At 71.9% G+C, this 12540-nt stretch carries 9 protein-coding genes; 4 read left to right on the top strand and 5 right to left on the bottom strand.

Features of this window, described 5'->3' with window-relative positions:
* Nucleotides 1–12 precede the first annotated feature (12 nt).
* The 4 genes from ACERZO_RS07035 to ACERZO_RS07020 form a co-directional block, all read right to left on the bottom strand.
* Nucleotides 13–1551 carry a DHA2 family efflux MFS transporter permease subunit gene (locus tag ACERZO_RS07035; RefSeq protein ID WP_372663460.1) on the bottom strand — a complete coding sequence of 513 codons (1539 nt, stop codon included), beginning with the start codon at nucleotides 1549–1551 and terminating at the stop codon, nucleotides 13–15.
* Between the two features lie 67 nt (nucleotides 1552–1618).
* The gene (locus tag ACERZO_RS07030; RefSeq protein WP_372663458.1) at nucleotides 1619–2887 is read right to left on the bottom strand and encodes a YeeE/YedE family protein; all 1269 of its coding nucleotides are present in this window, start codon (nucleotides 2885–2887) and stop codon (nucleotides 1619–1621) included.
* A 169-nt stretch (nucleotides 2888–3056) separates the two neighbouring features.
* Nucleotides 3057–3803 (bottom strand): LppU/SCO3897 family protein, encoded by a 747-nt coding sequence (locus ACERZO_RS07025; protein ID WP_372663456.1) that lies wholly within the window; start codon nucleotides 3801–3803, stop codon nucleotides 3057–3059.
* Between the two features lie 155 nt (nucleotides 3804–3958).
* A complete protein-coding gene (locus ACERZO_RS07020) occupies nucleotides 3959–4792 on the bottom strand; it encodes a Bax inhibitor-1/YccA family protein (RefSeq protein WP_372663453.1) in 834 nt (277 codons plus the stop codon).
* 320 nt (nucleotides 4793–5112) lie between these two features.
* Here ACERZO_RS07020 and ACERZO_RS07015 point away from each other — a divergent pair, with 320 nt between their 5' ends.
* The 4 genes from ACERZO_RS07015 to ACERZO_RS07000 all read left to right on the top strand — a co-directional run bounded on the left by ACERZO_RS07015 (nucleotide 5113) and on the right by ACERZO_RS07000 (nucleotide 10984).
* Entirely contained in the window at nucleotides 5113–6558 is a 1446-nt protein-coding gene (locus ACERZO_RS07015) for a hypothetical protein (protein WP_372663451.1), read from the top strand.
* 359 nt (nucleotides 6559–6917) lie between these two features.
* On the top strand, nucleotides 6918–7628 hold the full coding sequence (locus ACERZO_RS07010; RefSeq protein ID WP_372664585.1) for a class F sortase: 711 nt from the start codon (nucleotides 6918–6920) through the stop codon (nucleotides 7626–7628).
* Between the two features lie 101 nt (nucleotides 7629–7729).
* Nucleotides 7730–9724, top strand: coding sequence for an SDR family oxidoreductase (locus ACERZO_RS07005; RefSeq protein ID WP_372663449.1), 1995 nt, complete (start codon nucleotides 7730–7732; stop codon nucleotides 9722–9724).
* Nucleotides 9725–9829: 105 nt separating this feature from the next.
* Nucleotides 9830–10984, top strand: a complete 1155-nt coding sequence (locus tag ACERZO_RS07000; protein ID WP_372663447.1) for a cell division protein DivIVA — start codon at nucleotides 9830–9832, stop codon at nucleotides 10982–10984.
* 226 nt (nucleotides 10985–11210) lie between these two features.
* Here the strand turns inward: ACERZO_RS07000 and ACERZO_RS06995 are convergent, their stop codons facing one another.
* A complete protein-coding gene (locus ACERZO_RS06995; RefSeq protein WP_372663445.1) occupies nucleotides 11211–12536 on the bottom strand; it encodes an amidase in 1326 nt (441 codons plus the stop codon).
* Nucleotides 12537–12540 lie beyond the last annotated feature (4 nt).

Here is a 12540-nt window from a genome sequence, read left to right as displayed (position 1 = left end):
ACGACCGGCCGGCTAGTGGACCATCACCGGCGGGGTCACCTCGTCGCCGTCTTGCGAAGCCGGGGTCGCTACTGCCGGCTTGGTCTTCGGCAGCAGCAGCGCCGGGATCACGCACAGCACCACCAGCACCAGCGACCACACGAACGTCGTCGAGAACGCCTCCGATGCCAGCCCCGTCGCCGCCGAGTGCGTGGCCGGGTTCAGGATCGCCGCCGTCGCCGCCAGCTGGCCCTGGGCCGTCGGGACGCCGAACTTGCCCGCCAGCAGGGCCGCCAAGATCGTCGCCATCACCGCCGAGCCGATCGCGCCCGCCGTCTGCTGGACGATGTTCGTCGCCGTCGAGGCTCGGGCCATGTCCTTCGGCTGCAGCGTCTGCAGCGCCGACGTCGTGATCGGCATCATCGTGCAGCCCATGCCCAGGCCCATCACGAACAGCGCCGACAGCAGCGCCCAGTACGGCGTCGTCGCCGTGACCTGGGTCAGCACCGCCATCGCGCCGACGATCAGCACCATGCCCGGCAGCACGATCTTGCGCGCGCCGACCTTGTCCGCGAGCCGGCCCGTGATCGGCATCGTGATCATCGCGCCGATGCCCTGCGGGGCCAGCAGCAGCCCCGCGTTCAACGTCGTTTCGCCGCGCACCAGCAGGAAGTACGTCGGCAGCAGCATCATCCCGCCGAGGAACGCGACGAAGAACAGCGACATCGTCACCATCGCCACCGTGAACGACCGGTTCTTGAACAGCCGCAGGTCCACCAGGGGGTTCGGCACGCGCAGCGCGCGCAGCACGAACGCCACCAGCAACGCCAGCCCGGCCAGCGCAGGCAGCCACACCTCGACCGCGCCGACCCCGCCCGCCGACGGGATCTTCGAGACGCCGAAGATCAGCGCCGCCAGCCCCGGCGACACCATCAGCATGCCCAGGAAGTCGAACCGCGACGCCGTCTCGGGCTCGTCCTTCGGCAGCAGCCGCCACGCGAGCAGCAGCGTGATGACGCCGATCGGGACGTTGATGAAGAAGATCCAGCGCCAGCTCACCGCGTCGACCAGCCAGCCGCCGAGGATCGGGCCGCCGATCGGGCCGAGCAGCATCGGCACGCCCAGCACCGCCATCACCCGGCCGAGCCGCTGCGGGCCCGCCGTGCGGGTCAGGATCGTCATGCCGCACGGCATCAGCATGCCGCCGCCGAAGCCCTGCAGGACGCGGAAGACGATCAGCGTTTCGATGTTCCACGCCGCGCCCGCGAGCATCGAGCCCGCCAGGAACAGCACGATCGCGAGCATGTACAGCCGCTTGGTGCCGAAGCGGTCGGACGCCCAGCCGGTGACCGGGATGACGGTCGCGAGCGCCAGCAGGTAGCCGGTCGCGACCCACTGGATGACGTCGAACGACGTCGAGAACTCGATCGTCAGCTTCTGCAGCGCGACGTTGACGACCGTGGTGTCCAGGATCGCCATGATGGCGCCGAGCACCACCACGGACGCGACTTTCAGGACGCCGGCGTCGAGCGCGTCACCGTTCGGCGCCGAGCCGGTTCTTTGCGTAGCCATAAGGAGAATTCCCCCAGTTTCGTCGATTCGTCCGCGACGATACCGGGGGCCTCCGACAAAACGCGCCTCAGCAGATGCTGTCGGTCGGCGCCGGGTTCGCCAACCCGAACAGCGGCCGCAGCTTCAGCCCCACCCACGTGCCGCCGAGCGCGAACACGCCCCACAGCCAGCCGTGCAGGCTGCCGGTCGAGATCCCGCCGAGGTACGCGCCGATGTTGCAGCCGCCCGCCATCCGCGCGCCGACCCCCATCAGGACGCCGCCGAGGATCGCGGCCACCGCGGTGCGCCACGGGATCGAGCTGTGGATCTTCCACGCGCCCGCGGCCGCGGCGGCCACCGCCGCGCCGATCATGATCCCGATGTCGGTGAGGCTGTTCTTGTCCCGCCAGATCGGGCCGGCCAGCGACGTCGCGTTGGCCTTCTGCCGCCAGAACTCCCACGACTCCGGGTGCAGCCCGAACACCTGCAGGATCTTGGCGCCCCACAAGGAGAACGCGCTCGTGACGCCCCAGATCCCGCCGGACACCAGGAACACCGCGCCGGCCAGCACGCCCAGCACGACCGCGCCGACGAGGATCGGCCACGAGCCGCGGAAGACCCGCGCGAAGCCGTGCGCGGTCGGCACGACGTCCACCGGCGGCGGCGTGCGGCGGCGTTGCACCACGCGGGTGACCAGCACGATCCCGGCCAGCACGGCGATCGTGATCGCCCACGAGCCGAACCAGCCGACGTGGTCGGCCAGCAGCACGCCGGGGAAGGCCGGCCAGCCGTTGAGCAGCGGGTACGCCCACGTGTAGAGCACGGACCCGGTGATGAACCCGCCGAGCGTCAGGACGATCGTCGACTGCCCGGACCCGACCGCGAACAGCGTGCCGGACGCGCACGCGCCGCCGAGCTGCATGCCGATCGCGAAGAGCGTCGCGCCGACGAAGAGGGCGAGGCCGAGCGGGCTGGCCGTCGGCACCGGCTTGCTGCCGAACAGGCCGGCGCCGGTGCCCGCGATGAGCGCGATCAGCGTCGCGGCGGTGCCGAGCAGGAGCGTGTGGGCACGCAGGCCCTGGCCGTTGCCGACGGCGATCAGCTGGCGCCACGCCGACGTGAAGCCGAACCGCGAGTGGAACAGCGCGAGCCCGAGGCCCAGGCCGAGCAGCAGCAGGACGCCGAACTTGGCGCCTTGGCTCGCCCAGACGTACCAGGTCAGGCCGGCCGCGAGGACGCCCGCGACGGCCAGCGGGACCACGCGGACCGGTTCCTCCGGCTGCGGGACGGGCGCGGCGCAGGACGTGGGGAATTCGAGGAACTTCTTTTCACCGGCAGGGGATTCGGTCGTCGCCACCAGTACTCCAGGCTCGGGTGGGGGAGCAGGACGATCAACGTTAGGTCCGGTGATCGCTTCGTCGCAGCCCGTCGCACACTGTGGGACGAACGGAGCAATCCGGGTACCCCTGAACGCGAAGAAGACCTCCTCGCGAAGCACGCGAGAAGGCCTTCTTCGAAGCTGGCAGCTAGTTCGTCTTGACGCACATCGTCGTCGCCGGCTGCGGGTAGATCGCGACGCGGGTGGCTTCGGTGCCCTCGCAGACGCTCTCGCTCGCCTGGCCTTCGACGACCTTCACGAGCTCGGCGTCCTTGGTCGGGTCGGTGCACGCGACCTTCTGGTAGCCCTTGGTCTGCGACGAGAAGTTCGCCAGGCAGTCGCCCTGCTTCGCGTTGATCATCAGGCACAGCTTGTAGGAGCTGCGGCCGCTGACCGAGTAGGTGTCGTAGCCGGCGTCGGAGCCGCCGGGGCAGTCGTCGCTCGCGCTGTCGAGCTTCGCGGCGATCTTGACGTTGGCCTTCGGGTCGCCGCAGTCGGCCTTCGCCGGGTCGTCGCCGCCCCGGGTGAACTCGGTGATCGACAGGCAGTCACCGACGTTGGAGCTGGCCGGCGAGCTCTTGAACGACACGAACGCCACGATCCCGGCGACGATCACGACGACGGCGATGACGCCGAACTTGATGATCGTGCCGGTCTTCGACTTCTTCGGCACCGGCGGCGCGGGCGGGAACTGGCCGCCCTGGAACTGGCCGGGCGGCGGCGGGTACTGCCCCGGCGGCGGGCCGTACTGGCCGCCCTGCGGCGGGGTGCCCGGCGCGGCGCCGAACTGGCCCTGCTGGCCGTACTGCTGCGGCTGACCGCCCGGAGGCGGCCCGTAGGGATCAGGCTGACCCACCGGCTGCTGGCCCCCGGGGGCCGGAGGGGGAACGCTCACTGTGCACCTCACACATGTGAAATGAAGAACCGACCGGCACATCCAACACGCAGGGTGAGCGCGGCCCGCAGCGGGGTCCCCAAATGCACGAATTACCCACAGAAAAGGCGCCCCGCCGATTACGGAGCGCCTTCACTGCGAAACGGTGAGCCAGATTACTCGCGGAGGTACGACAGCAGCCGCAGGATCTCCAGGTACAGCCACACCAGCGTCGTCATCAGGCCGAACGCGGTGTACCAGGCCCACTTCGACGGCATGCCCTCGCGGATCATCCGGTCGGCCTGGTCGAAGTCGAGCAGGAAGCTGAACGCCGCGATGCCGATGCAGACGATGCTGAAGATGATGGCCAGCGGACCGCCGTCACGCAGCGGGTTGAAGCCGAAGATCAGCGAGCTGATCAGGTTGAACAGCATCAGGACCGCGACGCCGACGACGGCACCGACGATCCACTTCGTCAGCTTCGGCGTCACCTTGACCGCGCCGGTCTTGTAGACGACCAGCATGCCGATGAACACACCGGCGGTGCCGATGATCGCCTGCAGCGCGATGCCCGGGTAGACGACCTCGAACACGCCGCTGAGCGCGCCGAGGAAGAGCCCTTCGGCCGCGGAGTAGACCAGCGTCAGCGGGCCGCTCGGCTTCTGCCGGAAGATGATCACCAGCGAGATGACGAGCCCGACGACGAGGCCGCCGAGCATGGCGCCGATCAGGGCGCCGGACAGCCTGCCGGTCTCGGCGAGCTGGTTCTGGGCCCAGATGCCGGTGACGATGCCGGCGAGCAGCGCGACGCCGAGGCTCATGCCGGTCTTGACGACGACGTCGTCGACCGTCATCGGGCGGTCGCCCTCACCGGAACGGGTCTGCCCCGGGCCGTACCCGGGCACGCCGCCCTGGGGCTGGTTGAAGCCCACCGGGGGCCCGTACTGGCCGTAAGTCTGCGTTCCGCCGTGCGGCAGGTTGCGGAACGCCGGGTTGCTACTGGAACGCACCTGATCCTCCTGGATCTGCTGCTTCGTGGATCGACGCTGCATCGGGTTCAACGACCGCCGGGAGCGAGCGGTTCCCGTCGAGTAAAGACGACTTTACTCGACGGCGGGCCCCTGGCCTCGATGGACACCGTATGCGACGGAGATCACGACCGTTCGGCGACAGCCACCCGAAGAGCGGTAGACACCCCAACCCCTGACGAGTGACCCTCACCTGGCGTGCCCGGTTGCTCACCGTGCGCGCGTCGGGGACTTGATCAATCACGTGACCTGCGGAGACGCGGCGGCACCGCCACCGCGTCCGACGAAGGAGCCTGCACACCATGAGGTGGTCGACACGTCCCCGCGCGGGCGTCCGCGCACTCACCGGCCTGGTCGCCGCGGCCCTGCTGGGCACGCTCTCCGTGACGGTCGGGGCGCCGGCGGCCCAAGCCGCGAAGCAGGAGGGCATCGGGTACGCGGTCCAGCCCGGCCAGGACGGCACCGGCCCGCGGAACTGGCTGGGGTCCTACGTCGTCGGCGGGCAGCAGGTGTTCTGCGTGAGCTTCCAGCTGAAGGCGCCGGACACCGGCGAGGTCTACAAGCCCGGCGACGAGCTGCTGACGAAGTGGGGCACGAAGCTCCCGGCCGACCAGGCGGCGAACATCTCGTACCTGCTGCTGCGCTACGGCGACACGAAGAAGCCGGACGAGGCCGCCGCCCTGGCGCACCTGCTGCACTCGTGGACGTCGGCGCCGCGCACCCCCGCCGACCTCGACCCGTCACTGCCCGCCGCGAAGCTCGGCTACGACGCGCCGTACCACCTGGGGAAGCTGCCGGCCGGCGCCCAGGCGGCCGTCGAAGCGCTGACGGCCGAGGCGTCGGCCAACCGCGGCCCGTGGACGGCGTCGGTGACCACGCCGAAGGACCCGCAGTACCCCGGTGAGCCCGCCGAGTGGACGGTCACGGTGAAGAACGCCAAGGGCAAGGGCGTTCCCGGCGTCCCGGTGAAGCTGGTGGCGTCCGCCGCGACCCTGGGCGGGGAACCGGCCGCGGGGAACGCGAGCCCGCAGGCCGCCGCGAAGGACGTCACGCTCGACACGGGCGCGGACGGGACTGTGAAGGTGAAGCTGACCCCGACCGGCGAGCAGCCGAAGCTGGTGGCGTCGCTGGCCGCGCCGGCCGACCGGCCGTACGTGCGGGTGCCGGTCGACACGGAGAAGCAGCGCGTCGTCTCGACCGGCGGCGAGAAGGAGCTGACGGCGCAGGGCGTGGTCAGCGTCGCGAAGCCGGGCAAGGTCCAGGTGGCCAAGACGGACGCGAACACGGGCAAGGGCGTCGGCGGCGCGGTCCTGCGGATCACGGGCAAGGACAAGGCGACGGCGGCGCTCGGCCAGGACGGCAAGCCGCTCACCGGCGCCGACGGCAAGCCGGTGGTGGTCACGACGGACGGGGCGACGGGTGGCGTGACGGTCGACGGTCTGCGCGCGCCGCAGGAGATCTGCGTCGTCGAAGCGAGCCCGCCGCCGGGTTACACGAACGCGTACGACCCGAAGAACCCGCCGTCGGCCTGCGGCACGGTCAAGCCGGGCGAGACGCTGGTGCTGACGGTGGTGAACAAGCCGAACGAGGTGCCGCGCGCGATCCCGGCGGGTGACGCCCCGGTCGCGCAGGCGCGGGGCGCGGTCGAGACGAGCTACTCGGCGCTGGGCTTGACCGGGCTCGGCCTGCTGGTGCTGGTGGGCGCCGGACTGGCCGCCTTCGCCGCGCGGCGGGCCTCGCGCAGGTAAGCGAGATGGCACGCACCAAGGGAGAGGGCTGGTCGGCGGACGACGACGGGACGCTGTACCGGCCGAGCGCGGCCTCGGGCAGGGCGGGCGGATGGTTCGAGCCGAGCCCGGCCCGGCCGACCGGCGACGGCCGAGCTGAACCGCTCGCAGCCACGGCCGGCGGCCAGGCCGCAGCGACCTGGGCCGGCGGCGACCACATCAGCGGCCGGGCCGTCGCGGGCACCACCGGCCCGGCCGCGGCGGACCCCGGCCGGGCAGCGAGCGGCCACACTGGCAGCCGGACAGCCGCCGGACAGCCCGCGGCGGCTCCCGGCTGGTCCGCTGACGACACCTGGGCCGGCTGGGGCGAAGCCGAGCCAATCGGCGAATGGGCACCCCGAAAGCCGAAGCGCGGGCGGTTGCTCCTCGGCTTCGCGCTCGGCGCGGCCACCGTCCTCGCCGTCCAATTCGGCAGCTCCGTCGTCACCTCGGCGCCCGCGGTCGTCGTGGCCGGTACCGCGCTGCCCGCCGCCGGGGCCGCCGCCCCCGCGGCGCGCCCCGCAACTCCCGCACCGCCGCCACCCCCGGCGCCGGCGACCACCAGTGCCGCTCCCGCGGCCCCGGCCGCGCAAACCTCCACTTCACGACCCCCGCAGCAACCCGGCACCGTCCGGCTCCCCGCCGGCGGCACGGCCTCCCTCGTCCGCAAGGACCTCGGCCCCGGCGGCGAACTCCCCGTGCCCACCGACCTGCGCCAAGCGACCTGGTGGGGTGCCGAACTCGACGCCGCCGGCGGGGCGAGCGTCTTCGCCGGGCACGTCAACTGGCGGGGTGCCACCGGGCCGTTCGCCGAGCTGTGGTCCGCGCGCATCGGCGGCGAAGTGACCATTGTGGACAGTGCGGGCAAGACCTGGCGCTACCGGATCTCCCAGCTGGTCACCGTGCACAAGGACGACCTGCCCGCGCGCGCCGACGACCTGTTCGGCCAATCCGGCCCGCACCGCGTCGTGCTCGTGACGTGCGGGGGCCGCTGGGTCGGCGGGTCGGACGGCTACGAGGAGAACCGCGTCGTCGTCGCGGACCCCGAATAAGTTACTCGTGGGTAACATCACGTTTCGGCACGGTGGTCAGTGACGTCGCCATGCAGCAGAATGCCCAGGGTCAGGCGACGGCGGTGAGAGGTGTGAAGACGATGGCGACGTTCTTGGTGACCGGGGCGACCGGACTGATCGGGCGCCAGTTCACCCGGCTGCTGCTCTCCCGCCCCGACGACGACCGCGTCGCGCTGCTGGTCCGCGCGTCGAGCAAGGCCAAGCTGGCCGCGCTGGTCGACCAGTGGCCGCACTCCGACCGCGTCACGCTCGTCACCGGCGACCTCGGCGAGCCGCTGCTCGGCGTGTCCGAAGCGGACCGCGAAGAGCTGCGTGGCACCGTCGACCACGTCGTCCACCTGGCCGCGCTCTACGACCTGACCGCCGACGACGAAGCCAGCGTCAAGGCCAATGTGGACGGGACGCGCGCCGTCGTCGACCTCGCCGCCGACCTGCGCGCCGGCTGCCTGCACCACGTTTCCTCGGTGGCCGTCGCGGGCGACCACGAAGGCGTTTTCACGGAGGAGATGTTCGACGCCGGGCAGCGGCTCGTCACGCCGTACCACCGGACCAAGTTCGAGGCCGAGAAGATCGTCCGTGAGCAGGACAAGGTGGCGTGGCGCGTGTACCGGCCCGCCGTCGTCGTCGGGCACTCCGAGACCGGCGAAATGGACAAGATCGACGGCCCGTACTACCTCTTCCCCGCGATCAACCGGCTCGCCGGGCTGCCGGACGTGCTGCCGCTCGTCGGGCCGGACCTCGGCGACACCAACATCGTGCCGGTCGACTACGTCGCCAAGGCGCTGCTGGAGCTGGTCGTCAAGCCGGGGCTCGACGGCCACGCGTTCCACCTGGTCAACCCCGAGCCGCAGCCGGTCGTCTCGGTCTACAACGCCTTCGCGAAAGCCGCGGGTGCGCCGACGATCACCGCGCAGCTCGGCGAAGGCCTCTCGAAGCGGATCGTCGGGCTGGTCAAGCTGACCGAGCACATCCCCGGCGTCACCATCGCCCGCGACGCCGTCATGGAGCGGTTCGGCATCCCGCCGGTGCTGCTGGAGACCATGGCGTTCCCGTCGGTGTTCTCCTCGGCCGAGACGCGCAAGGCCCTCGCCGGCACCGTCGAGGTGCCGCGGCTGGAGGAGTACGCGCCGACGCTGTGGCGCTACTGGCGCGAGCACCTCGACCCGTTCCGCGCGCGCAAGCACGGCCCGCGCGGCGAGCTGGACGGCCGCCGCGTGATCATCACCGGCGCGTCCTCGGGCATCGGCCGGGCGACCGCGCTCAAGGTCGCCGCCGCGGGCGGGGTCCCGCTGCTCGTCGCGCGCCGCCAGCACGAGCTGGAAGAGGTCCGCGACGAGATCGTCGCCGCCGGCGGCACCGCGTCGGTCTACCCGGCCGACCTCACCGACGAGGACTCGGTGCACAAGGCCGTCGACGCGATGCTGGCCGAGCACGGCCGGATCGACATGCTGGTCAACAACGCCGGCCGGTCGATCCGCCGGTCGATCAAGCTGTCGTACGACCGGATGCACGACTACGAGCGCGCGATGGCGATCAACTACTTCGGCGCCGTGCGCCTGATCCTCGCGGTGCTGCCGCACATGTCGGAGCGGAAGTTCGGGCACATCGTGAACGTGTCGTCGATCGGCGTCCAGGGCATCGCGCCGCGCTTCTCGGCGTACGCGGCGTCGAAGGCGGCGCTGGACTACTTCTCGCGGATCGCGGCGACCGAGACGCACGGCGACGGGATCACGTTCACCACGATCCACATGCCGCTGGTGCGGACGCCGATGATCCGCCCGACGAAGATCTACGACGCGTTCCCGACGAAGTCGCCGGAGCAGGCCGCGGACATGGTGATGAAGGCGCTCGTCGAGCGGCCCAAGCACATCGGCACCCCGGCCGGGCAGGCGATCGGGCTGGCCTACACGCTCACGCCGGGCCTCACCGACGCCGTCGCGTACCAGGGTTTCCGGATCTTCCCGGATTCGACCGCGGCGGGCGGTTCGGGCGAGCTGAAGATCGGCCGTGGCGAGAAACACCTCTCGCGCGCGGCGATGGCGCTGGCGCGGCTTTCCCGCGGGTTCCACTGGTGACTCAGCGTTTTTCGGGTGCGGCCGTTCCGGCGACACGGCGACACGTGTTGGTGATTCGTTAAGCCGGACGGCGGAAGCGGACGGTCCCCGGGTACGGTCGGGCCCATGGTTCCTGAGCGCGACCCCGCCGCAACCGCCCTCAACGGCCTCCTCCCCCTTCGCCGCGAGTACACACAGGCTTGGCACGGCTTCGACCGCAACGAGGTCCGGCAGTACCTGGACCACGTCGAAGCACAGCTGCGCCGCGTGCTCAGCGACCGCGACGCCGCCGTGGCGCAGGCCGCCGCCGCGACCCGCGAGGCCGAGACGGTCCGGTCGCAGGTGGCGGCGCTCGAAGCGCGCATCGAGGAGCTGAAGAAGCCGCCGGAGCGGCTCGAGGACCTCGACGAGCGGATGCAGCGGACGGTCACGCTCGCGCAGGCCCGCGCGGACGAGATCATCAAGCGCGCCGAGGCCGCCGCGGAGAAGACGTGGGCGGGCTCGACCGAGGCGTCGACGAAGCTGCGTGAGCGGTACTCGAAGCTGGTCGCGGAGCTGGACAAGCAGGCCGACCTGCTGCACTCGGAGCACGAGAACGCGCTCGCCGAGACGCGCGCCGAGGTGCAGCGGCTGACCGTCGAGGCGGCCCAGCGGCGCGAGCTGCTGGACAACGAGGCCGAGCGGAAGCGGCGGAAGCTCGAGCGCGAGTTCGAGGCGTCGCTGGCGGCCCAGAAGGCGGCGCTGGAGAAGCACGTCGCCGACCAGCGCACGGCGAGCAAGAACCAGGCCGAGCGCCGGCTCGCGGAGGCGACGGCGGAGGCCAAGCGGCGGCTCGACGAGGCCACGGCGGAGGCCCGCCGCCGCCTCGACGAGGCGACGACCCAGGCGGCCCAGCGCACGACGGTGGCGAACCGCAAGGTCGAGCGCCTGGCGGAGATCCGCGAGCAGGCGCGCAAGAGCCTGGCGATGGCGGAGGACATCCTCAACCGCAGCGAGACGCAGCTGGCGACGCTGCCGGAGGAGGCGGTGATCCCGCAGGCGTCGAAGCTGGTGGGCGGCGACTCGGACTCCGTGACGACGCCGTCGGCCCCGGTGGTGCCGGTGGTCCAGCCGTCGATCCCGGTCTCGGCTCCCAAGCCGGCGGCCTCGAAGCCGGCCGCGCAGGCACCCAAGCCGGCGCCGAAACCGGCCAACTCGAACGGCCCGGCGACCAAGCCGGCGAACGGGAACGGCAACGGCGCCAAGCCGCTGTCCCCGACGGCGAGCAAGCCGGGTTCCTGAGGTTCACCCGCTGAAGGCCGCCTCGAACTTCTCGGGGCGGCCTTCAGCGTGTCCGGGCTGAGCAGCCCCCGTTTTCCACGCTACCGGCGGGCACCGACAGTTCCGGCGCTCCGGTGCGAGTTGTCCACAGGCTGGGTCAAGCGCCCCAATGTGGCCTTGGTTGCGTCAGACGCACCGAAGGCCGCCTTGGGTGCGTCTGACGCACCGAAGGCCACATTGGGGCGCTTCAGGAGCGGGCGGTGCGAGGCCAGGGGTTCGCGGCCTCCAGCTGGGCCGCCAAGCCCAGCAGCAGCGACTCCGCACCCGGCCGCCCCACCAGCTGGACCGACGTCGGCAGCCCCGACCGCACCGAGCGCCCCACCGGGACCGTGATCGCCGGGTAGCCCGCGAAGTTCCACTGCCCCGTGAACCCCGCCAGCCGCGTCGACGGCAGCACGTTCGTCAGCCACCGCTTCTCGTGCCAGCGGCCCGCCTTCACCGGCCAGTGCGACAGCGTCGGCGTCATCAGGACGTCGTGCGACTCGAAGTACTCCGCCGCCCGCGCGACCCACCGGTCCCGCGTGCGCGTGCGGATCAACCCCGCTCGGGACAGCAGCCGGCCGGTCCGGACGTGCATGCGGGTCCGGCGCTGGAGCCGGCCGAAGTCGAAGTCCTCGGCCTGGACGGCCGGGCCCGCCAGCCAGCGGGCCGTCATGCCCAGGACCATCGTCGCCGGGTAGCGGGGCGCCGACGGCGTCACCGCGTGCCCCGCCGACGCCAGCAGCCCCGCCGCCTGCGAAACCGCCGCCACCAGCTCGCGGGGCACCGGGGTGTGCAGCAGCGGCACCGTCGTCGACATCCCGATGCGCACTGCAGCCGGCGAAGGCACCGAAGCCAGCGAAGGATCCCCGGCCAGCACCGAGTACAACAGCGCCGCGTCCTCGACGGTCGTGGCCAGCGGGCCGTGCACCGACATGCCGAACCAGCCGCCCTCCGACAGCTCGCCCGCGCCCGGCTTCAAGCCGACCAGCCCGCACATCGCCGCCGGGAGGCGGACCGAGCCCATCCCGTCCGTGCCGTGGGCCAGCGGGACCAGCCCCGCCGCCACCGCCGCCGCGCTGCCGCCCGACGAGCCGCCCGACGCGTACGTCGGGTCCCACGGGTTGCGCGCGATGCCGTCCGGGGTGTCGCTCATCGGCCAGACGCACAGCTCCGGCACCCGCGTCAGCCCGACGAGCACCGCGCCCGCCGCCCGCAGCCGGGCCGCGATCACGCCGTCCGCCTCGAAGAGCGACGACGGCCCCGCCAGCGAGCCGTGCGACGCGTACTCGCCCGCGATCTCCGTGACGTCCTTGACCGCGACGGGCACCCCGGCCAGCGGCAGCGACGCCAGATCGGGCCGAGTGGCCACCGACGCGGCTTCCTCGAGCGCCTCGGCCGAGCGCACCCGGCGGAAGGCGCCGACCACGCCGTCCGCCGCCGCGATCCGGTCGAGGGCCTCCTTGGTCACCTGGACCGGGTCGAGCTGCCCGGCCCGCACGGAAGCCGCGATCTCCACGGCGGTCGACACCATGATC

The sequence above is a fragment of the Amycolatopsis kentuckyensis genome, from assembly GCF_041679295.1.
Lineage (GTDB): Bacteria > Actinomycetota > Actinomycetes > Mycobacteriales > Pseudonocardiaceae > Amycolatopsis > Amycolatopsis kentuckyensis_A.
Note: the sequence above shows the minus strand (reverse complement) of the source record. Positions and strands in the feature narration are given on the sequence as shown.